The organism is Mangrovimonas sp. CR14, assembly GCF_011764015.1.
Taxonomy (GTDB): Bacteria; Bacteroidota; Bacteroidia; order Flavobacteriales; family Flavobacteriaceae; genus Mangrovimonas; species Mangrovimonas futianensis.
The window spans coordinates 330,997-353,792 of the sequence record NZ_JAAFZY010000001.1 but is presented as its reverse complement, the minus strand read 5'-3'; the positions used below and the strand labels follow the sequence as shown (position 1 = coordinate 353,792).

Below are 22,796 nucleotides of genomic sequence, written 5' to 3'. Positions count from 1 at the left end.
ATGAATATTTACAAGCTTTTACAACTTAATAGAAAAATAAAGAGCCACCGGGTTAAATTCATGGGACTCTATTTATTGCATAAGTTGAACAAGCGGTATTTAGCGGTTAATCTTGACCCTGTTTTAGCATGTAATCTCAGATGTAAAATGTGCTATTTTACAGATGCTGATTATGTAAAAACTCTCAAAGGTCAGTTTAAAGAAGAAGAGTTGGAGCAAGTGGCTAAAGCCATTTTTAAGAGAGCATTAAAGCTTCAGATAGGTTGTGGTACAGAGCCAACTTTGTATAAAAATCTGCCAAAGATTGTCGCATTGGGAAAGCAATATCAGGTACCTTATATTTCCATAACTACCAATGCCAATTTATTGACTGAAGATAGTATCAAGGAACTATTGGATGCCGGTTTAAATGAATTTACCATTTCTCTTCATGGGGTTACTAAAGAAAGCTATGAAGGGTTTATGAAAAAGGCAAACTATGAGAAATTTCATGAGGCGTTTAAAGCATTTGCCAAGTTAAAGAAGAGCTATGATTTTAAGGTGAGAATCAATTATACCTTCAATAAGGATAATTTTCATGAGTTAACGCACCTATTTAAGCATTTTGATGGGCAGAGTTTTGATGTACTTCAAATTAGACCCATTCAAAAAATTGGAAATACAGAATATCAAGAATTTGACCTAGATGTTTTACGGAAGGACTATCCCAATATCATAGGCCAAATAAGAACCAATTGCAAAGCAAATAATATTGTTTTGTTGGCGCCAGACCAAATTCCAAGTAAGGAATCAATCAATGATTCCAGTCTTATTTTTGATTATACTTTTTGCTATGTATCCCCTCAAAAGTTTTGGAAAAATGGGTTTCAATGGCGAGAGGAAAGTTTCAATGAGTATTCAAAAAAAATAGGATGGGAAAAGCAATTGTTTTCCAATATCTTCAAGTCTAAAAAGACCTTAAAATCGCTTTCTAACAGACTAAATTACGAGGTGGATTTCAATTAGAAAAATAGGTTTTTTATCTCATTAGAATAATCTTATCTTTACATCTTGAACAATTTTTATTAATCGTCTTCTGAAATAGGGTTTATCTCGTTCAGAATCAATATATATACAGTATTTATGGGATGTGGAAGTTGCGCGACTGGAAAAAACGGTCAGCCAAAGGGATGTAGGAATAATGGTACGTGCGGAACGGACAGTTGTAATAAATTAACTGTTTTCGATTGGCTTTCTAATATGTCTCTGCCCAATGGGGAAAAACCTTATGATTGGGTTGAGGTGCGTTTTAAAAATGGAAGAAAACACTATTATATAAATAACGAAAATTTATCGCTTTCAATTGGTGATGTCGTTGCTACACAAGCCCAATCGGGTCATGATGTAGGAATGGTTACGCTTACTGGTGAATTAGTAAGAGTACAAATCAAAAGGAAGAAATTTGACACTAAGACCGATGTTTTAAAGATCTATAGAAAAGCCTCTCAAAAGGATATAGATATATGGACAGAGTGTCGAGAAAAGGAGGAGAAAATGAAAGTGAAAGCCCGTCAGTTTGCAATAGACTTGGGCTTGGAAATGAAAATTTCAGATATAGAATATCAAGGGGATGCTAGTAAGGCTACCTTTTATTATACCGCAGAAGATCGCGTCGATTTTCGGGAATTAATCAAACTGTTCGCCAAAGAATTCAGGACTAGAATTGAAATGAAACAAGTTGGGTTCCGTCAGGAAGCAGCCAGACTTGGTGGGATTGGTTCTTGCGGAAGGGAATTATGTTGTTCTACATGGTTAACCGACTTCAGATCGGTAAGTACTTCGGCGGCGAGATACCAACAACTTTCTTTAAATCCCCAAAAGTTGGCAGGCCAATGTGGAAAGCTGAAATGTTGTCTTAATTATGAATTGGACACCTATCTGGATGCGCTTAAAGACTTTCCTAAAACAGATGCCAAATTAGTTACTGAAAAGGGAACTGCCGTTTGTCAAAAGACGGATATTTTTAAAGGCTTTCTATGGTATGCCTATGAAGGGGAGTATGCCAATTGGCACAAACTTACCCAAGATCAAGCCAATGAAATATTGGAATTGAACAAACAAAAGAAGAAAGTAGCGAGTCTTGAAGAATATGCTGCAGACTTGGTTGAAGATACTAAAAATGAGTTTGAGAACGTTGTAGGTCAAGATAGTTTAACTCGTTTTGATACGCCTAAGCGAAGTAGAAAGCGCAATAACAAGAGAAAGAGCAACAACAATCGCAAAGGCAGCAACACTAAGAATAACAATAACAAAGAGAATAACAATAACAAAAGAGGAAGAAAACCCCAAAACAAAAAATCGAATGCAAAATAGGCTGTTCCTCCTACTTATTTTAACTATTAGTTTGGTTTCTTGCGATTCCAAAAGGGTTTATGATACTTATCATTCCTTACCAAATAAATGGCATAAGGACTCGATCATTAGTTTTAAAATTAATCCTCCAGATACGATCCAACCCTATAATTTATTCGTAAATCTTAGAAACACCAATGATTACCCCTTCAAAAACTTGTTTTTAATTGTGGAGATGGATTTTCCTCATGGGAAAAAGGTAACAGATACTTTGGAATATGAAATGGCGAAAGCAGATGGATCCTTGCTAGGAACTGGATTTTCAGACATCAAAGAGAATAAGTTGTGGTATAAAGAAGGTGTTGTTTTTAAGGAGTCTGGGGAGTATACCCTGAAGGTACAACAGGCTATGAGGGAGAATGGAGAAGTAGATGGTGTTGAAAACTTGAAAGGAGTTACAGATGTAGGTTTCCGAATCGAAAAAATAGAACAAAACTAATTGGCTATGGCAAAGAAAAAACAAACCAAGAAATCCAGTACCAATAGTGATTTTGGCAAATTTATCCGCTGGTTCTGGGGATTATTTCTGGGAGGAATTCTGTTTGTCGTCCTTCTTTTTTTATTGGCATCTTGGGGCGTTTTTGGAGAAATGCCAGACCATACCGTATTAGAAAACCCAAAAACCAATTTGGCAACCGAAGTTATTTCTTCTGATGGGAAAACACTGGGTAAATATTATTTTAACGATAACCGAACTCCAGTAGGTTTTGATGATCTTCCAAAACACTTGGTAGATGCTTTGGTAGCTACTGAAGATGCTCGATTTTATAGCCACTCTGGAATAGATGCACGTGGAACTTTAAGAGCCTTTTTAACCTTAGGAAAAGGAGGTGGAGCAAGTACGATATCTCAGCAATTGGCCAAACAATTGTTTCATGGCGAAGGATCCCAAAATATCGTAGAACGAATTCTTCAAAAATTTAAAGAATGGATTATCGCCATTCGTTTGGAGCGCCAGTATACCAAAGAAGAAATCATAGCCATGTATTTTAATATTTATGATTTTGGGAATAATGCTGATGGTATTCGTTCGGCATCAAGAATTTATTTCAATAAGGAGCCTAGAGACTTAGAAGTCAAGGAATCTGCTATGTTGGTTGGGATGTTTAAGAATTCTTCTCTGTATAATCCAAGGAGAAACCCTGTTGGAACGACAAATCGAAGAAATGTGGTTCTGAATCAGATGTATAAATATGATTTCATCCAAGAAACAGTTAAGGACTCTTTAAAAGATTTGGATCTTGATTTGAATTATTCTCCTGAGTCCCACCGTGAGGGAATTGCTACTTATTTTAGAATGTACTTGAGGGATTTCTTAAAGGATTGGATAAAAGATAACCCTAAGCCTGATGGATCTAAGTACAACCTTTATAACGATGGCTTAAAAGTTTACACCACTATTGATTCTAGAATGCAAGCCTATGCCGAGGAAGCGGTTCAAAAACACATGGCTAGACTTCAAGCCGAATTTGATCACCAAAACACTCCAGACAGGAACCCTACCGCTCCATTTTTAGAGTTAACTAAAGATGAGATTGATGGTTTGATGAAGCGTGGAATTAGACAATCAGAAAGGTGGAGGCACATGAAGTATGACCTTAAAAAAGAAGATAAGGAAATATTGGAATCTTTTAACACACCTACCCAAATGACGGTTTTTTCATGGAAAGGTGAAATAGATACAATCATGAAACCTTTGGATTCCATGAGATATTACAAATCATTCCTTCAGCCAGGTATGATGTCTATGGATCCCCAAACAGGTCACATAAAAGTTTGGGTTGGAGGTATGAACTATAAACACTTTCAGTACGATCACGTTAAACAAGGTAGAAGACAGGTTGGTTCTACGTTCAAGCCATTTGTATATGCTACGGCTATCGATCAATTGCATTTGTCTCCATGCGATGAGCTGCCTAATACCCAAATAACTATTGAAGCTGGAAAGTACGGTTTGATAGAGCCATGGACGCCAAAAAACTCAGATGGAAGCTATGGTGGAAACTTAACATTAAAGAGTGCTTTAGCAAATTCGGTTAATACCATTACTGCTAGATTGATAGATAAGGTTGGGCCACAACCCGTGGTGGATTTGGCCAAAAAATTAGGTGTGGAAGCAGAGATCCCACCAGTACCTTCTATCGCTTTAGGAACAGCTGACTTAAGTGTATATGAAATGGTGGCGGCCTATGCTACTTTCGCTAATAAAGGGGTTTATAACAAACCAGTCATGGTAACCCATATCGAAGATAAAAATGGGACCATCTTATATCAATTCAAACCAGAAACAAGAGATGTACTAAGTGAGGAGGCAGCATATGTAACCGTTAATTTAATGGAAGGTGTTACCCAATATGGTTCGGGGCAAAGGTTACGCAGCAATTGGGCAACTAATGTAGCCGTTTATAAAGAAATCATAACAGGTTATCCTTACGAATTTGACAACCCTATAGCTGGTAAAACGGGAACAACCCAAAATCAAAGTGATGGCTGGTTTATGGGTATGGTTCCAAACTTGGTCACAGGGGTCTGGGTTGGTGCTGAAGACCGTGCTGCACACTTTAGAACGATTACTTACGGACAAGGAGCCTCAATGGCACTTCCTATTTGGGGACAGTTTATGAAAAGCTGTTATAATGACGAAGAACTGGAGGTCTCTAAGGCGGATTTTGAACGTCCAGAAGAATTAACTATTGCAGTTGATTGTGATGATAGTACTTCTTCGGAAGAAACGATTCCAGAGGAAGAAAAGCCCGATGCTCTAGATATCTTTTAACTATTTCTAAAAGTAGGTTAGATAAATTTTTTAGTCAATTGTTTATCCTAGGATAGATTATCGACTAGACGTGTTATTTTTTACCCTATAAAAATAGTTTCTATTCATGGTGCCTTTTGAAAAGAATAGGCTTTCAGATTTTTTTTGTTCAAAAAGGATTTAAATTCATAGACCATTGTTTTGCGAATTCGCCAATAGTCAAGGGGTGAATTTTAATATTTCTCTGTTTTCCTCGCGGTTATTTTCGTATTTTTCAAACCATAAATTACAAATACAAACAATCAACAAAAATGATTTTAAAAAAGGTATCTAATGTACAGGAAGCATTAGAAGGTATAACCGATAATATGACCCTGATGTTAGGTGGATTTGGTCTGTGTGGTATACCTGAAAATGCCATTGCTGAACTAGTAAAATTAAATGTTAATGGTCTGACTTGTATTTCCAATAATGCAGGGGTAGATGATTTTGGTTTGGGATTGCTGTTGCAAAAGCGTCAAATAAAGAAAATGGTTTCTTCTTATGTAGGAGAAAATGATGAATTTGAAAGACAAATGCTAAGTGGCGAGCTTGAAGTAGAGTTGATCCCACAAGGTACTTTGGCAGAACGATGCAGAGCAGCTCAATCTGGATTTCCTGCGTTTTATACGCCTGCGGGATATGGAACCGAAGTAGCCATAGGTAAAGAAACAAGAGAATTTAATGGTAAAATGTATGTTTTAGAAGAAGCCTTTCAGGCAGATTTTGCCTTTGTAAAAGCTTGGAAGGGTGACGAAGCAGGAAACCTTATATTCAAGGGTACGGCGAGAAACTTTAATCCAGCCATGTGTGGAGCCGCCAAAATTACGGTAGCTGAGGTTGAAGAATTATTGCCGGTTGGTAGTTTAGATCCCAATCAAATTCATATTCCGGGAATATTTGTACAACGCATATTCCAAGGTGAGACCTATGAAAAACGAATTGAACAAAGAACAGTAAGACAAAGAAATTAGGTATGTTAGATAAAAACGGAATAGCAAAACGAATTGCTCAAGAAGTTAAAGATGGATACTATGTGAATTTGGGAATTGGAATTCCAACCTTGGTAGCCAATTTTGTTCGTGATGATATTGAAGTCGAATTTCAAAGTGAAAATGGGGTGTTAGGTATGGGGCCTTTCCCTTTTGAAGGTGATGAAGATGCCGACATCATTAACGCAGGAAAGCAAACCATAACAACGCTTCCTGGTGCTAGTTTCTTTGATTCAGCCATGAGCTTTTCGATGATTAGAGGAAAGCATGTTGACCTAACTATTTTGGGAGCCATGGAGGTTGCCGAAAATGGAGATATAGCCAATTGGAAAATACCTGGAAAAATGGTAAAAGGTATGGGCGGCGCCATGGACCTGGTAGCTAGTGCCGAAAATATCATTGTAGCCATGATGCATACGAATAAGGCTGGAGAATCTAAGTTATTAAAGAGTTGTACATTGCCTTTGACAGGAGTTGGTTGCGTTACCAAAATAGTAACCAATTTAGCCGTTATTGAAATAAAGGATGGGGCATTCCATCTCTTGGAACGCGCTCCTGGAGTATCAGTGGAAGATATTCAAAATGCCACTGAAGGGACTTTAATCGTTGATGGCGAAGTTCCTGAAATGAATATTTAAGTTCTAATTATCACCAAAAGTTACGATCAGGCCTAAATGTATTTGGGCCTGATTGATTTTATTAAAGTAATCTTCCCAGGTTTTGTGGGTGTCGATGTTAAAACTAACATTATTGTAATTACCTCCAACATACACCGAAAAATGGTCAATTAAATTAAAAGTCACATTTAGACCCGCATAAAAAATCATTCCGTAGAAGCTGTTAGAGTCCTCATTCAATGCATTTAGATTTAAATTAAAATTTTGACGCACTTGAACTGCTCCCAAACCCACATAGGGTTCAAGAGAGATGGGTTTTGTGATATCCCATTGGTATAGAATTTTACCATATGCTGAATGGTAATGAGTTCTATTAATATTTCCTATGGTAGCAACGTTGGTGACGTCATATCTCATATAGTCAAATCCAAACCCCAATTTGAAATTGTAATATTCGATAGTATTTAGTTGAAATCCTACTCCCGCCAATTTGGGCTCATGACCATCTGAAAGGAAGTTATTCCCATAATTAAAATGGTGTAATGTGTAAAAATACATTTGGGGTTTCACAGATAAACCTTTGGATTCGGTTGATTGACTTTCGTTTTGGTCCGCGGTTTCTTGAGCTTTAATGAAGGTTGAATAACCTATTAAAATTAGGATAAATAGAATCTTTTTCATCTTAGTAGGTAATAGTATATGGGGTTTCTACTTCATTTCCAACGATTATTTGTTCATCAAAACCAGTGGTTTGGCCTGAACTATTTGTCACTTCATAGTGTAGGTCTAGAATTTGGTTTTTAGCAACAGTTTTAGAGTACATGTCATAATAATATTCTGGGTATTCGGTTTCCAACGGGTTTACCCAAACGGTTAAATCTGCTAATAGGCCATCAAGTTCCATTTTTGTTATGGTATTTTCTGGGTTTATCTGATTTAAAGCGATTTGCAACTGAGTGATGTCATCATTCTCAATAAGGGTGACATTATCCAGTGGGAAGTAGTAATTTTTTATATCAGACTCCCAAATGTTGACGTAAGCTTTTTGACGGTATTGAGAGGTTCCTAAAATTCTAACTTCAAACTCTCTTTCGTTGGTAGGTTTCGGAATGACCATTTCAAAACTACCATCCTCTGAAGAAGTTGTGTAGCTAATAAGATCGGTATCATGGGAATTATAGATCCATAATTCAATGGTTTGATTCTTGATGGGTTGGTTGTTTCTGTCTGTGATATGTCCTTCAAACACATATCGGGTGGAAATATCATATTGGATCTCACAACTACATAGAAAACCCATTATGAAAAGTAGAAGTAATTTTTTCATGTAAGCAATTTTTGACTTAAAGTTAAGGAAATAAACGAGATAGAAAACTCAGCTTAAAAGAAAATTTAATGTAAGAAAAAACATATTTTTTAACTAAATATGTTAAAAAAAGATGTATTTTATCGAATAATATGGCTTTTAAGCTGATTTTAAAAGAAAATTATTCCATATTAGCAGTCCCAATCAAAACCAAGAATTAACCAACTAAAAATAAAAAATTAACAACTAAGATTTTAAGATGCCCCAAATCTAAAACCGTAGTTAAAGAGCCCCAAATTTACTAAACTAACCTATTATGAATGTTGCCTCAAATCTACCTGAACGACCTACTTCTAGTTATGAGATGAGACTATTCATGAACTACAACAGAACGATAAGATTTGTTAAAAGTCTTTGGTATCTGGCCAAGAAAATATTCATGCTATAACCCTTTGGGTATAGCATGAATTAATTTTTTGGTGTATTCTTTTTCTGGATGCCCATAAACCTTATCAGCATCACCCATCTCTTCAATTTTTCCTTGATTCATGACAATTAATTGGTCAGACATATATTTCACCACCGATAAGTCATGGGAAATAAAAATGTAGGTAAATCCAAAATTATCTTTCAAGTCATTTAATAGATTAAGAACTTGTGCCTGCACCGATATATCAAGCGCAGAAACAGATTCGTCACAAATAACCAATTTAGGTTCTAATGCGATGGCCCTGGCAATTCCCACGCGTTGTCTTTGTCCGCCAGAAAATTCATGCGGATATTTATAAAACGATTCAGAATTTAAGCCTACTCTATCCAACAATGTCATGACTTTTTCCTTTCTGTTTTTATCAGAAGAGCCAATATGATGGACTTTCATGGGCTCCATAATAGCTTTACCAATGGGAATTCTTGGGTTTAAGGAAGCAAACGGGTCCTGAAAGATTACTTGAATGTCTTTTCTTAATCGCCTTAACGACTTTCTGTTTAATTTTGTGATGTCAGTACCTTTATAAAATATTTGACCAGCGGTGGGTGTATCCAACATTAAAATGGCATTTGATAAAGTAGATTTACCACAACCGGACTCCCCAACCAGTCCTAAGGTTTCGCCTTCATACAACCAAAAGCTAACATCGTTTACAGCCTTAAAAAAAGTGGGTTTTTCAAACCATCCGGCTTGGGATACATACTCCTTCTCTACATTGTTCACTTCAAGAATAGGAGCTTGCGAATAGAGCTTTTGATGTTTTTTATGGCGGTCTTCCAGGGTAATGACATCCTTGTTAGTGGTGTCATTTATGAAATCCTGGATGGTAGGTAGTTTTTTGAGTCTGACATCCAAAGCGGGTTTTGAGTTTATAAGTGCTTTGGTATAAGTTTCCTTTGGGGCTAGAAAAATGTCTTTAACAGGGCCTTGTTCTACTATTTGACCTTGATACATAACTAGAATACGATCTGAAATTTCGGAAACCAAGGATAAATCATGCGAAATAAAAATAATACTCATCCCTTCGGTGGCTTGAAGATGTTTCAACAAAAGGATAATTTCTTTTTGAACGGTTACATCCAAAGCGGTGGTTGGCTCATCAGCGACTAAAATTTTAGGGTTGCAGGCAATGGCCATCGCAATCATAACCCGTTGTTTTTGTCCGCCTGAAATCTCATGTGGATAGGCTTTATATACCCTTTCTGGGTTTGGTAATTTTACTTTCTCAAAGAGTTCTAAGGTTTTCTGCTTCCCATCCTTTTGGCTTAATGAGGTATGTTGTAAAAGAATTTCAATAACCTGTTCACCACATCGCATGGATGGATTTAAGGAACTCATGGGTTCTTGAAAAATCATGGCAATTTCATTGCCTCTCAAAGCTTGAAATTCCTTATCTGATAAATGAGTAAGGTCTTGCCCCTTAAAGTATATGGAGCCTTTGGTGATTTTAGAAATTCCTTTGGGCAGTAAACCCAAAAGAGCTAATGAAGAAACTGATTTCCCAGAACCAGATTCACCTACAACCCCTAAAATTTCATTTTCAAAAAGTTGATACGAAATACCATGAATGATTTCTTTTTCCTTTTGATTGGAAACAAAAGAAACATGTAAGTCTGTAATGTCTAATAATTTGTTGTCCATCCTTAAATGTGGATAATTTCGTCATCCAGAAGCAGGTCATCGCCGCGTAATCTCAGGAAAATTTGAGCCACGGCAATGGTATCTCTTTCGCAGTATTTGATTATTCTGTCAATATCACCATCTTCGTAATAGACTTTATAAACTTCACTTCCGTCAATATCTTCCTTAGGAGAAGGGATTCCCAAAACATTAGTCAATAACTTCAAGGAGGTGTAGTTTTTATAATCACCAAATTTCCAAAGTTCTAAGGTATCCAAATGAGGCACTTCCCAAGGTTTTTTGCCAAACAGATTCAATTTATAAGGAAGTTCTATATTGTGGATGATCATTCGTCGGGCAATATATGGAAAATCAAATTCCTTCCCATTATGGGCACATAGTAAATGTTTGGTTTGACTAAAGTGGGTAATGAGTAGGTTTTTAAAATCTTTTAATAGTTTCGGTTCCTCACCATAAAAGCTGGTAACTCTAAAGGTTCTTACGTCATTTTTAAGATTGAAATAGCCAACGGAGATACAAATGATTTTGCCAAATTCTGCCCAAATACCAGCTCGGTCGTAAAATTCATTGGGAGAATAGTCATCACCTCTTTGGTATCTGGATTTGGCGTCCCACAATTCCTGTTTTGTTTCATCCAAATCATTGAAATGTTCTGTTTCGGGAACCGTTTCAATGTCTAAAAAAAGGATGTTTTCAAGATTAATTTTAGAGATCATAACCTAACATTTTGTAAGCTTCTTCAATATAGATGCTGATATCATCTGTAAATACTGCAACGGCATTTCCTGCGCCTTTAGAATGACCCAAACGAACAATAATAATGTTGTCCTCAGGCTCTACAATAACATACTGTCCTAGATGTCCCCGCATCATGAAAAAGGATTTGTCTCCTATAGTTTTTAACCACCAACCATAACCATATTGGGGACTGGATGAAAATCTGGGTGTCACACATTTGGCTATAAAAGCTGAATCTAAAATCTGCTTTCCATTCCAATTGCCATAATCTTTATATAGCTTTCCTAATTTTGCAAAATCTTTGGCATCACTAGCAATACAACAATAGGCTTTAACAAAATCATGTTCTTCACTATCAACTTGCCATGGAGCATCCAGTTCACATCCCAAGGGCTTCCATAACTCTTCAGAAAGATAATTGTATAGTTTTTTACCGGTGGCTCGCTCTAAAACAAGAGCAAGCAATTGAGTATCTCCACTGGCATATTTAAACTGTTGGCCAGGTTCTTGAACCACTTTTAACCCTTTAATGACTTCTTTTAAATTGTCGTCAAAATAGGCTCTGGTGGTGATTGAAAATGGCGAATAATAGGCTTCATCCCAATTGGTTCCAGAGGACATACTGGATAAGTCGCCAACCGTCATTTTTGCTGCCATTCCCTCGCAAAATTCAGGGAGGAAATCACAAACAGGTTGATCTAGTCCTTTAATATATCCTTGCATAATGGCTTTTCCAAGTAAAGCGGTAACATAACTTTTTGCCATGGAAAAGGAATTGGATTTGGAGTCTTCGCCAAAGCCATCATTATATGTTTCAAACCAAATGCTGTCATTTTTAATAATCACGTAAGCTATGGTACCTAACTCTTTGTTAGTCTGGGCCAATTTATCAGTTATGGTAGCCAAGTTGAAGTCCTTGTGATAGGGCCAGGGTATTGGGTTTCCTGCTTCAATGAATTTATTGTCAAATTCTTTGTAATCTTCTAGATAAGCAGTGGTATGGCCTTTTAAATAAATGGTTCTTACGGCCTTGATAAGGTAGTCAGTGTTAGTGATATAAAGAAGAATGATTAGGAGTCCTAGGACAATAACTAACCATTTGGCAAGGGGCTTTAAAAATTTCATATAGTTAATTTAGATGTAACTAAATATAACCAAAAAATTAAAATAGTATTTCTTGTTTATACGGACTTTCATGTTCCAAAAGCCATTGTTTTCTGTGCAATCCGCCTGCATAACCTGTAAGACTGCCGTCACTTCCTATAATTCTGTGGCAAGGAATAACAATCCATAGGGGGTTTTTGCCATTGGCATTGGCAACGGCTCGGATGGCTTTTTCATCTCCTAAGTTGCGGGATAGTTCAAGGTAGCTTTTGGTTTTTCCGTAGGGTACTTTTTGTAATTCGGTCCAAACTTTCTTTTGAAAAGTTGTTCCTGCTGGATTCAAGTTTAATTGGAATTCTGTCCTGCTACCCTCAAAATATTCTTGTAATTGACGTGAGCATTCTTCAAGAGATTTTGGGATGGCTTTTGATATGCTCACTTCACTATTCAAAATAGAAATCTTGGAAACACCCAAATGATCCCCTTCAATTTTAGTGTAGCCTAAAGGGGTATGGATGATGCAGAAATCCATTATTCTTTTGGTTTCTGTTCTTCTATCAGACCCAAACGTTTAGCTCGGGTTTCCCAACTTCTTCTAGCTAATAGTTGAAGGTCTGCGATGCTATCACTTTCGTCCATAATTTCCATGCCCAAAAGCGTTTCAATGACATCTTCCATAGTTACCAAACCACTTACAGAGCCATATTCATCAACTACTAAAGCCATATGGTTTTTACTCTCTACAAGTTGCTCGAATAGTTTTGGGATGGGCATGCTACGATTTATAATGATAATGGTCCTTTTGATATCTGATAGTAGTTTGTCCCCATTCCCAAAGGCCATTTCCCTAAAGATTTCATCCTTTAATACCAAACCTGTAATGTTATCAGTATCATCAGTATAAACAGGAATTCTTGAAAAGCGAATATTGGAATTTCTATCGAAAAAATCTTTAATGGTTGTTGTTTCATTTTCAATTTTCATGACCGTTCTTGGGGTCATGATATCCTTTGCCAAAACATCCTTAAAAGTCAACATGTTTTTAATCACCTTGCTTTCAGATTCTAGGAACACACCCTTTTCTTCTGCCAAATTGGTCATGGCATGAAAATCTTCTCGGCTGAAAACGCTTCCATGATGTCCCTTTCCACCAATAAGTTTAGTAGTTAATTGTAATACCCATAAAATTCCAGTCCATTTTAAAGGGAAAATTAAGATTGTTAGAGCTTTTGAAGTGAAATTTGCCAAAGATTTCCAATAGGTGGCGCCAATGGTTTTAGGTATGATTTCTGAGGCAATTAAAATTAATAGGGTCATGGCCGCCGATACAACTCCTACCGTATTAATTCCAAACAATTCTATTTTATAAGGTAGTTTCTCTGCTTGAATTCCTACCATCATAGCACCCAGGGTATGGGCAATGGTATTTAACGTAAGAATAGAAATAAGAGGTTTATCAACGTCTTTTTTTAAGTTTTCCAATACTGTGGCATAATGTTTACCCTCTTGTTTTTTGACTGTAATGAAGGTGGGCGTAACACTTAATAGTACGGCTTCCAGAATGGAACACATAAAGGAAAAGAAGATGGAGATAAAGGCCCAGAAAAATAGTGCGCTCATGTTTTGGTTATGGGTTTGTACGAAGTTACGAAATCAATTTCACAACATCCTTAGCAAAATAGCTAGCAATAATATCTGCCCCTGCTCTTTTGATCGCATAAGTTTGTTCAAGGATAACGGCATCATGGTCTAGCCAACCTTTTTCTGCTGCTGCTTTGATCATGGCATATTCCCCAGAAACTTGATAAACAGCCAGTGGGACATCTACTTCATTTTTAATATCGCGTACTATGTCCAGATAGCATAATCCTGGTTTCACCATAACAATATCTGCTCCCTCTTCAATGTCCAGTTCGGTTTCCCTTAGCGCCTCAAAGCGATTGGCATAATCCATTTGATATGTTTTTTTGTCCTTAGGAATGTTTTTTAAATCCACTGGTGCTGAATCCAAAGCGTCTCTAAATGGGCCGTAAAATGCAGACGCATATTTAGCGGAATAAGCCATGATACCCGTATTGAAAAAACCTTCGTCTTCAAAGGCTTCACGAATGGATAAAATACGACCGTCCATCATATCACTGGGAGCTACAAAATCAGCGCCTGCTTCTGCATGAGAAAGACTCATTTCAGTTAAAAGATCAACAGTTTCATCATTTAGGATCAGGCCATTTTCCACAATGCCATCATGGCCATAGATGGAATAAGGATCCATGGCAACATCGGTCATAACAATCATTTCAGGACAGGCATCCTTGACAGTTTTAATGGCTTTTTGCATGAGCCCATTGGGGTTGATGGCTTCGGTTCCTTTGTTGTCTTTTAGTTGGTCAGGTACTTTTACAAATAATAAGACAGATTTCAATCCCATGCTCCATAATTCCTTAACCTCTTTTTCTAAAAGGTCTAGACTTAATCTGAAATAGTTAGGCATGGAAGCAATTTCTTCCTTGACACTTTTTCCTTCTACCACAAATAGGGGTACTAAAAAATCGTTTGGAGTTATTATGGTTTCTCGCACTAAAGAACGAATACTTGCATTTGTTCTTAATCTTCTGTTGCGGTTTATAGGATACATGTTATGGTTTTATTTTTTCAATTTCTTCATTCAATTTCCCTTGCATTTTATCAGCAAACTGAACAAGGGATTTAGGAGCTTTGAATCGATATCCTACAAAAATTTGGAAATAAGGAATGTTATCCTTTATTCGGCTTGTTCTATCTGCGGCATGATTCAAAATTAAGTAGCTGTAATGCGCTCCTAAATAGAGGTTGTCTATATCATAGGTTGCTGATCCTCTAAAGTTTAATTCGGTCAATAGCGTCACCAAAGGGTCTTCGCCTTCCGATTTGGATCTGTTTAGGCCTATACCAGCTGAAGCTCCTGCCGACAGTAATAAATTTTTGGTTGGTACAAAGTTGTAATAGTAAGAAGGCGCAAAAGCGATATCAAAAGAATAGTAACTGGAGTCGATGTAGGAACCATCTGTTCCCGATTCACCTTCCAAATTAAACTTGGTGTAATAATATACAATTCTGGGGATAAAACTCCCTGTACTTTTTAATTGCTTTTCATCTTGTGAGGTAATGGCCCTAAATGAAAAGTTCTCATTCCAAATATAGGATGTTGCACCTCCAATTTTAAAGTTGTTGGTATTTGGAAGATATACAGATATGGCGTCATCATTGTTTAATTTTAAATAAAAGCCCTTTTCATTAAAAATATCGAAGGTTTGCATAAAGTGCTTTCCAAAAAAATTCCTTAGGCTAAAATTAAAAAGTCTGGAATGTTCATTGTCTTCATTTTCGGCAAGAAAGTCGGGAGCGAAGGAATAAGAAGCTGAGAGGCCTCTAAAAGAAACCGAAGCACCTATTCGGTTTTGCTTATTGGGTTCGAGATTGAAAAACAGATCAGAAAACCGGTCTTTTAAAATCAAAGAATTTGAGGTGTTAACATAAAAGGCTCTTGCCGTAATTCTGTTGGGGTAGGAAACCTTGTATTCAGATTCTTCCTTATAAACGATCTCTTCTTCGGTTTCTTGAGAAAAGGTGATAATAGGTAAAATGGCTAATGAAAGAGATAGTGCTAGTTTTTTTAAACCCATGATTTCGGTTGTTTTAATATGTTGATTAGTTTTTCTTCTTCTGTTCCTGGTTTTGGTTGGTGGTCATAGACCCATTGCACGTGTGGAGGCAAACTCATCAAAATACTCTCAATCCTTCCATTGGTTTTTAAACCAAATAAAGTGCCTTTATCATGTACCAAATTAAACTCAACATAACGTCCTCTTCTTATTTCTTGCCACTTACGTTGTTGCTCTGTGTAAGTTAAGTCTTTTCTTTTTAATAAAATAGGCACATAGGCTTCTAAAAAACTATCACCTACCTCGGTTATAAAATCAAACCATGCATCCATTCCAAAATCCTCCTGGGCTTTGCAATAATCAAAGAATAATCCACCAATACCTCTAGCCTCATTTCTGTGGGTATTCCAGAAGTAATCATCACATTTTTCTTTATATTTTTGATAGAATTCTGGATGATGTCTATCGCAGGCCCATTTGCAGGTTTTATGAAAATGAATGGCATCTTCTTCAAATAGATAATAAGGAGTTAGATCTTGTCCGCCTCCGAACCATTGATCAACAACCTCACCTTTCTTATTGTACATCTCAAAATAGCGCCAATTGGCGTGTACGGTTGGCACCATTGGGTTTTTTGGATGTAGTACCAAACTTAGTCCACAGGCGAAAAAATCAGCATCCTTAACACCAAAATAGGCTTGCATAGATTCTGGTAATGCTCCATGAACTGCAGAAATGCTGACGCCTCCTTTTTCAAATACGTTCCCGTTTTGGATGACACGAGTGCGTCCGCCACCACCTTCTGGTCGTTCCCATAAATCCTCTTGAAAACGAGCTTTACCATCAAGCTCCTCTAATTTTGAAGTAATAATGTCTTGTAAGTCTTGTATGTATTGGTAAAATCTATCTTTCATGAGCTAATTCATATAATTCCATATCTAATGTTGATTTTCCAGAAACATACTCGTTTTCCAAGGTTTCAGACCAAGAAAAACCAGCCCGTTTAGCAACATTGATACTGCTTATATTTGTTTTGTGAATTAAAATTTGAAGCCTATTTAAACCTAAATTTAAAAAGGCATATTCCTTGAGAGATTCCATGCTTTGACTCATCCAACCTTTACCTGAGTATTTTCTTCCTAAGCAATAGGCAAATTCTCCCTGCTTTTTGACCCAATCAATATTTTTCAAAATGACCAATCCAGCTACTTTATGGGTGTCTTTGTCTTTGATTGCAAAAGTGAATTCTACTTTATTCTCAAATTCAGTAAGCTTTTTTTGTATGTAGTCTTTTGAGGCACTTTCTGATAAGTTGGCTGCTAAGGTCTTGGGAAGGTATTCCTGAAACCTTTTTCCATTACGAATCATTAAGCTACTTAAGCTCAATGCGTCTTCAGGTTTAAGCGTGTCAATATAAAATGTCTCAAAAACTGATATCATATGCTATACGGTATATTCTTTTACCGCATCAACAAAGGCTTTAGCATGATCCAATGGAATGTTGGGTAAAATACCGTGTCCTAAATTTACGATATATCTGTCTTTCCCAAACTCATTAATCATTTGGTGGACCATCCTTTTTATTTCTGCAGGTGGTGAAAGTAATCTAGCTGGATCAAAGTTTCCTTGAAGTGTGATTTTACCCCCTGTTAGATAACGTGCGTTTTGCGCAGAGCAAGTCCAGTCAATTCCCAATGCAGAGGCATTACTTTTTGACATTTCATGCAATGCAAACCAACAACCTTTTCCAAAAGCAATGACTGGCGCATCATCTTTTAAAGCCTCAATGATTTGGTTGATATAAGGCCATGAAAATTCCTGATAGTCTACAGGAGATAACATGCCTCCCCAAGAATCAAATACCTGTACAGCGTTGACTCCTGCTTTTACTTTCTCCTTTAAATAGGCAATAGTAGTATCTGTAATTTTTTGAAGTAACTGATGTGCTGCTATTGGATTTGTAAAACAAAATTCTTTAGCCTTATCAAAAGTTTTGCTGCCTTGACCTTGCACACAATAACATAGAATGGTCCAAGGGGAACCTGCAAACCCTATTAAAGGAATCTCCTCATTCAATAATTCTTTAGTTGCCTTAATAGCTTGAAAAACATAGTCTAGCGTTTCTTTTACGTCTGGAACTATGACCTGATCTACATCCTTTTGACTTCTGATTGGATTGGGCAGGTAAGGACCAAAATTAGGTTTCATTTGGACCTCAATATTCATGGCTTGCGGTATAACAAGAATGTCACTGAAAAGAATAGCAGCATCCATTCCATATCTTCTGATGGGTTGAACGGTTATTTCGCTTGCTAATTCAGGAGTTTGGCATCTAGTGAAAAAATCATATTTTTCCCTAATCGCCATGAATTCTGGTAAATATCTGCCGGCTTGTCTCATCATCCAAACCGGTGGTCTTTCTACAGTTTCTCCTTTAAGTGCTCTTAAGAATAAATCGTTTTTAATCATTTTTGTTTTGAGTATTTAACTACCTGTTGCAATACATGTTCTATGGTTGGTTTACTGGCAGTATGAATGTTGTTTGTAAAAGTTTTGGCAGCTTGAGCGGTAGTGTTTCCAATACAAAAAACAGCCTGATCCTTTAATTTATTTTGATTTGTAAAGCTTTCGATACCACTCGGACTAAAGAACAAGATAGCATCGAATGCCTCATTTACTTTTTGAAAATTTAAAGACGTTTTATAGACTTCAACTTCATTAATCTTGATGTTTTGAGCCTTTAAGATACTTGGTAAATCATCTCGCCTTAAGTTGTTGCAAAAGTACCAAAACTGCTCATTATTTAGGTTTTTAGATATAAAATGAGCCAAATCTGAAGCATTTTGCTTCATTTTGTTCACATTTTGGCCATTTTCTTCTAAAAAGGATTTGGTTTTTTCACCAACACAATAACAGTTTCTGATTAGAATTTTTTTATCAATAACCGCTTTGGCGGCATTTTGACTGGTTATGATGGCATTATCTGCAATAATATCTTCATCAAAAGGTAAAAAATCAATTTGAATGGAAGAGTATTCAATTAATTCGATAGAGGCATCTTTCAGAATCTGTTTTTGATCCTGAGTCAATATTTTGGTTGAAATTACTTTCATGACAGCTCCTTCTTGATGCTTTGCATCAAATTATAACCTCCATTTTCTAAAACTTCCAGAGCACAGGCTTTTCCAAAGCCTGTGTAATTATCCAGAGCTATGGTTCTTTCTATGCTTATTTTGTCCTTCCCATCAAGAGATAACAGCACGCCTTTAAAATCAATTTGGTCATGGTTTATCTTGGCAATAGCGCCAATGGGTGCTGTACACCCGCCTTCCAAAACTTTAAGGAATTCTCTTTCAATACCTACACAAATTTGGGTTTCTTGATGATTGAGTTTGGAAACGGCTTCAATGGAAAACTCATCTGAATCCATACAAACAACCAACATGGCTCCTTGTGCTGGTGCTGGAATCATCCAATCCAGGGAAATATGGTTTTCAGGTAAGATTTCAATACGCTCAAGGCCCGCTTTTGCAAAAATTGCTCCATCCCAATCAGATTCTTCAAGTTTCTGAAGTCGTGTGATCACATTCCCTCTCAAGCCAGTTACTTCGTGGTTAGGGTATTTATGAAGCCATTGAGCTTTTCTCCTTAAGCTTCCCGTAGCTATTGTGCCTTTTGATTCCAGAAAATCCAACTTCTTATATACTAAGATGTCTTCTATGTTAGCACGTTTTAAAACGGCCCCTTCAATAATGCCATTGGGAAGTCTGGTTGGAACATCTTTCATGGAGTGCACCGCAATATCTACATCACCTTGAATCATGGCAATATCCAATGTTTTTGTAAAAACTCCGGTAATCCCCAATTCATAAAGAGGTTTATCCAATATGAGGTCACCCTGGGATTTCACAGGAACCAATTCGGTGCGGTATCCTAATTGTTGAAGGTTATTTTGAACGGTTTCAGCTTGCCAAAGCGCTAATTTGCTATCGCGAGTACCGATTCTAATTATTTTAGACATGCCCTGTATCTTCTAATTGAAATACTTTTTTAATCCAGTCGAGGCTTTCGTCGGTAGACATAGCGTCTTCCTTTAGATAATGAGCAAAGTGATTGGTTATTTTTTGTATAATATTATTGCCGATAATTTCTGCCTGCTCTTCGTTGAAATTTACAAATTTTTTCCTTTGGTTTTCCAATTCAGCAGCTTTAAAATCATTGAGTTTCAATTTTAAAGCTTTAATAGTAGGTGCAAATTTTCTAGTGTTAAGCCATATATTGAAATCAGCTTTGATCTCCTCAATGATGGTCTCGGCAACGGGGATATGACTTTTACGCTTCTCAAGCGTCTCATCTGTAATTTTTGCTAAATCATCTAAATGTACCAACGTCACGTGATCCAATTCAGTGACATCCACGTTGACGTTTTTTGGAATGGATAAATCTAAAATTAATAAAGGCTTTTTGATTTGAAGGATGCTTTTATCAACTGTCGGATTTTGAGCACCAGTAGCAACTACCAAAATATCTGCACTTTGAATTTCTTCTTGCAGTTGGTTGATGTCTTTTACCAATAGATTAAACTTGCCGGCAATTTCTTCGGCCTTTGTTTTTGTTCTATTGATTAAGGTAATGTGTTCATTTTTGGTATGCTTTACCAAATTTTCACAGGTGTTTCTGCCTATTTTCCCTGTTCCGTAGAGTAAAATGTTTTTGGCGCTCACTTCAGGAACATTGTTCATGATGTATTGAACGGAGGCAAAAGATACCGATGTAGCTCCTGAAGATAAGTCTGTTTCGGTTTTAATGCGCTTACTAGCCTGAATAATGGCGTTGACCAAACGTTCTAAAAAGGCATTCAGCATGCCCAATTTTTTAGATCGTTTAGCGCTTATTTTTAACTGACTGATAATCTCAAAATCACCAAGGATTTGACTGTCTAGTCCCGAACCCATTCTGAACATATGGGAAACGGCATCGTTGTTTTTATAGATATAGGCAACTTCTTGAAAGGTTTCAATAGAGCCTTTAGTATTATCACAAAGTAATTTTATGAGCTGGTAGGGATGTTCGGCAAACCCAAACAATTCGGTTCTGTTGCAAGTGGAAACGGCTATGAGGCTGTCAAGGCCATTCTCTTTGGCTTGTTCTAAAACTAATTGCTTCCCAGTTTCGTCCAAACTGAAAAGACCTCTAGTTTCGGCATCGGCTTTTTTGTAACTTAAACCAATGGCATAAAATGATGTGGTTTTCGAAATGTTGTTGTATTCCATACCTGACTTGGAAATTCAATGGACAAAAATAGAAGGCTGGTCAAAAAAAAAATAACGCTTAAGGAACTTTTATTGTCGCTATTGGTTTTTTAGTGTCGATTTGGGCATAAAGCAGTGAAAAGTTATACTTTTGTGGACTGTATAGGGTATTACAGAATATCTGTTTAGAATAATTCTAAATAAAAGAAAATGGAAGCTAATTTAAATACAGAAAAAAATACCGCTAAAGGGTCGTTCACTGAGGTGGAAGTAGATTCTGATTTTTTAGTGCTCACTTATCAAAATGACACTGCAGAAAAACAAATCGTTGAACGTGAGATTGATAGTAGTTTTATCCAGTTTCATTTTTGTGTTAAAGGTGAATGTCAATTTATGTTTAATCAAGGAAGATATGCCCTAAATATTCCTGATGAAAAGTCCTTGTTGCTTTACAATCCAGAAAGGGATTTACCAATACATTTAGAATTGAATCCAAGTTCGTGGCTTATATCCTTAATTATTTCTATTAAGAAGTTTCACGGTTTGTTCTCTCAAGAAGCAGATTATATTACTTTTTTGAGTGCGGATAATCGTGATAAAAAGTACTACAAAGATGGTATTATTACGCCGTCCATGGCCATTGTTTTAAATCAACTTATCAATTACAATCTTAATAGCAATATAAAGCATCTCTATTTTAAAGGTAAGGCCTATGAACTTTTAAGTTTGTATTTTCACCGCAGCGAAGATGCCAATATTGAACAATGCCCATTTCTAGTAGATGAAACCAATGTGCAAAAGCTGAGGATGGCCAAAGATATTATGATTACAAGGATGGCTGAGCCACCAACGTTGCAAGAGTTATCTGAAGAAATTGGATTGAGCTTGAAAAAATTGAAAGAAGGCTTTAAAGAAATATATGGTGATTCCGTTTTTAGCTTTTTGTTTGATTACAAGATGGAATATGCTAGAAAACTTTTAGAATCTGGAGAGCATAATGTCAATGAAGTAGGTTTAAAAGTTGGATATAGTACAGCCAGCCACTTTATTTCGGCATTTAAGAAGAAATATGGTACAACACCTAAAAAATATATTCAATCCATTGTTTAGTGCAATTTTCAGAATGGGTTTCCTGTTTCTGATATTTGGACTGCTTTTTTCGTGTAGTAAAAATGATCGTGTTTTAGTCTTTTCTAAGACGGTTGGTTTCAGGCATGAGTCCATAGAAACCGGTGCACAGGCCATTAAGAAGTTGGGAAAAGAAAATGAATTTGAGGTGGTACATACCGAAGATTCAAAAATATTCTCCCCAGACACATTAAAGGATTTCGATTTGGTCATTTTTTTAAATACAACCGGGGAGGTACTCAATTCTGAACAAGAAATTAGTTTTAAGAATTTCATAAACAAGGGTGGCGCTTTTATGGGAATACATTCTGCGGCAGATACTGAATATGATTGGACCTGGTATGGTGATTTGGTCGGGGCTTATTTTTTAAATCACCCAGAACAATCAGAAGCCAAAATTAGAGTTATTGAGCCTAGTCATCAGGCTTGCCAACATCTTTCAAAAGAGTGGACAAGATTTGATGAATGGTATAATTACAAGCGTATAAAAGATGATATACAGGTTATCATGGAGTTGGATGAATCATCCTATATTGGTGGAGAAAATGGAAAACACCATCCCATTGCTTGGTATCAAGAATTTGATGGTGGCAGGTCATTTTACACAGGATGTGGCCATACCAAGGAATCTTATCTAGAAAAAGAGTTTTTAGGCCATTTACTTGGTGGTATTCAATATTGTTTAAAAAAATAGAATAGAAT

General features: G+C 36.6%; 23 protein-coding genes. 8 read left to right on the top strand and 15 right to left on the bottom strand.

All coding sequences use genetic code 11. From position 1 onward, the window contains the following. The 6 genes from GZ212_RS01510 (at position 1) to GZ212_RS01485 (ending at position 6,815) form a co-directional block, all read left to right on the top strand. Positions 1-1,005, top strand: a complete 1,005-nt coding sequence (locus GZ212_RS01510; protein ID WP_166956653.1) for a radical SAM protein — start codon at positions 1-3, stop codon at positions 1,003-1,005. A gap of 117 nt (positions 1,006-1,122) precedes the next feature. Next, complete coding sequence (locus tag GZ212_RS01505) at positions 1,123-2,352, top strand: regulatory iron-sulfur-containing complex subunit RicT (protein ID WP_166956650.1); 1,230 nt, start codon at positions 1,123-1,125, stop codon at positions 2,350-2,352. Beyond that, complete coding sequence (locus tag GZ212_RS01500; RefSeq protein ID WP_166956648.1) at positions 2,342-2,830, top strand: gliding motility lipoprotein GldH; 489 nt, start codon at positions 2,342-2,344, stop codon at positions 2,828-2,830. The genes GZ212_RS01505 and GZ212_RS01500 overlap by 11 nt, the downstream gene beginning before the upstream one ends. Positions 2,831-2,836: 6 nt before the next feature. Next, complete coding sequence (locus tag GZ212_RS01495) at positions 2,837-5,167, top strand: penicillin-binding protein 1A (protein WP_166956646.1); 2,331 nt, start codon at positions 2,837-2,839, stop codon at positions 5,165-5,167. A gap of 290 nt (positions 5,168-5,457) precedes the next feature. Then, the gene (locus tag GZ212_RS01490; RefSeq protein WP_166956644.1) at positions 5,458-6,159 is read left to right on the top strand and encodes a CoA transferase subunit A; all 702 of its coding nucleotides are present in this window, start codon (positions 5,458-5,460) and stop codon (positions 6,157-6,159) included. Between the two features lie 2 nt (positions 6,160-6,161). Beyond that, positions 6,162-6,815 (top strand): 3-oxoacid CoA-transferase subunit B, encoded by a 654-nt coding sequence (locus GZ212_RS01485; protein ID WP_053970704.1) that lies wholly within the window; start codon positions 6,162-6,164, stop codon positions 6,813-6,815. A gap of 3 nt (positions 6,816-6,818) precedes the next feature. Here the strand turns inward: GZ212_RS01485 and GZ212_RS01480 are convergent, their stop codons facing one another. The 15 genes from GZ212_RS01480 to hemA all read right to left on the bottom strand — a co-directional run bounded on the left by GZ212_RS01480 (position 6,819) and on the right by hemA (position 20,987). Continuing rightward, positions 6,819-7,475 carry an outer membrane protein gene (locus tag GZ212_RS01480; protein ID WP_166956642.1) on the bottom strand — a complete coding sequence of 219 codons (657 nt, stop codon included), beginning with the start codon at positions 7,473-7,475 and terminating at the stop codon, positions 6,819-6,821. 1 nt (position 7,476) lies between these two features. Continuing rightward, the gene (locus GZ212_RS01475) at positions 7,477-8,121 is read right to left on the bottom strand and encodes a hypothetical protein (protein ID WP_166956640.1); all 645 of its coding nucleotides are present in this window, start codon (positions 8,119-8,121) and stop codon (positions 7,477-7,479) included. A gap of 421 nt (positions 8,122-8,542) precedes the next feature. Next, entirely contained in the window at positions 8,543-10,231 is a 1,689-nt protein-coding gene (locus GZ212_RS01470) for an ABC transporter ATP-binding protein (RefSeq protein WP_166956638.1), read from the bottom strand. Between the two features lie 2 nt (positions 10,232-10,233). Then, positions 10,234-10,947: a 3'-5' exonuclease gene (locus GZ212_RS01465; protein ID WP_166956636.1), complete on the bottom strand. Its 714-nt coding sequence runs from the start codon at positions 10,945-10,947 to the stop codon at positions 10,234-10,236. Beyond that, a complete protein-coding gene (locus tag GZ212_RS01460) occupies positions 10,937-12,094 on the bottom strand; it encodes a serine hydrolase (RefSeq protein WP_166956634.1) in 1,158 nt (385 codons plus the stop codon). Before GZ212_RS01460 ends, GZ212_RS01465 begins: the two co-directional genes overlap by 11 nt. 37 nt (positions 12,095-12,131) lie before the next feature. Continuing rightward, positions 12,132-12,605 carry a methylated-DNA--[protein]-cysteine S-methyltransferase gene (locus tag GZ212_RS01455; RefSeq protein WP_166956632.1) on the bottom strand — a complete coding sequence of 158 codons (474 nt, stop codon included), beginning with the start codon at positions 12,603-12,605 and terminating at the stop codon, positions 12,132-12,134. Then, entirely contained in the window at positions 12,605-13,693 is a 1,089-nt protein-coding gene (locus GZ212_RS01450; RefSeq protein WP_166956630.1) for a CNNM domain-containing protein, read from the bottom strand. The genes GZ212_RS01455 and GZ212_RS01450 overlap by 1 nt, the downstream gene beginning before the upstream one ends. A 25-nt stretch (positions 13,694-13,718) precedes the next feature. Then, on the bottom strand, positions 13,719-14,708 hold the full coding sequence (hemB, locus tag GZ212_RS01445) for a porphobilinogen synthase (protein WP_166956627.1): 990 nt from the start codon (positions 14,706-14,708) through the stop codon (positions 13,719-13,721). Between the two features lies 1 nt (position 14,709). Continuing rightward, positions 14,710-15,735, bottom strand: a complete 1,026-nt coding sequence (locus tag GZ212_RS01440; RefSeq protein WP_166956625.1) for a DUF4421 domain-containing protein — start codon at positions 15,733-15,735, stop codon at positions 14,710-14,712. Beyond that, the gene (hemF, locus tag GZ212_RS01435; RefSeq protein WP_166956623.1) at positions 15,726-16,628 is read right to left on the bottom strand and encodes an oxygen-dependent coproporphyrinogen oxidase; all 903 of its coding nucleotides are present in this window, start codon (positions 16,626-16,628) and stop codon (positions 15,726-15,728) included. Before hemF ends, GZ212_RS01440 begins: the two co-directional genes overlap by 10 nt. Then, a complete protein-coding gene (locus GZ212_RS01430) occupies positions 16,618-17,154 on the bottom strand; it encodes a GNAT family N-acetyltransferase (protein ID WP_166956621.1) in 537 nt (178 codons plus the stop codon). The genes hemF and GZ212_RS01430 overlap by 11 nt, the downstream gene beginning before the upstream one ends. Before the next feature lie 3 nt (positions 17,155-17,157). Then, positions 17,158-18,183 carry a uroporphyrinogen decarboxylase gene (hemE, locus tag GZ212_RS01425; RefSeq protein WP_166956619.1) on the bottom strand — a complete coding sequence of 342 codons (1,026 nt, stop codon included), beginning with the start codon at positions 18,181-18,183 and terminating at the stop codon, positions 17,158-17,160. Next, a complete protein-coding gene (locus tag GZ212_RS01420; protein WP_166956617.1) occupies positions 18,180-18,827 on the bottom strand; it encodes a uroporphyrinogen-III synthase in 648 nt (215 codons plus the stop codon). The genes hemE and GZ212_RS01420 overlap by 4 nt, the downstream gene beginning before the upstream one ends. After that, positions 18,824-19,735, bottom strand: a complete 912-nt coding sequence (hemC, locus tag GZ212_RS01415; RefSeq protein ID WP_053970690.1) for a hydroxymethylbilane synthase — start codon at positions 19,733-19,735, stop codon at positions 18,824-18,826. Before hemC ends, GZ212_RS01420 begins: the two co-directional genes overlap by 4 nt. Beyond that, a complete protein-coding gene (hemA, locus tag GZ212_RS01410; protein WP_166956615.1) occupies positions 19,728-20,987 on the bottom strand; it encodes a glutamyl-tRNA reductase in 1,260 nt (419 codons plus the stop codon). Before hemA ends, hemC begins: the two co-directional genes overlap by 8 nt. A gap of 189 nt (positions 20,988-21,176) precedes the next feature. On the opposite strand from hemA, the gene GZ212_RS01405 reads away from it, so the two are divergent. Next, positions 21,177-22,076, top strand: coding sequence for a helix-turn-helix transcriptional regulator (locus GZ212_RS01405; RefSeq protein ID WP_053970688.1), 900 nt, complete (start codon positions 21,177-21,179; stop codon positions 22,074-22,076). Then, positions 22,036-22,788 carry a ThuA domain-containing protein gene (locus GZ212_RS01400; protein ID WP_166956613.1) on the top strand — a complete coding sequence of 251 codons (753 nt, stop codon included), beginning with the start codon at positions 22,036-22,038 and terminating at the stop codon, positions 22,786-22,788. Before GZ212_RS01405 ends, GZ212_RS01400 begins: the two co-directional genes overlap by 41 nt. The last annotated feature ends 8 nt before the right edge of the window (positions 22,789-22,796 follow it).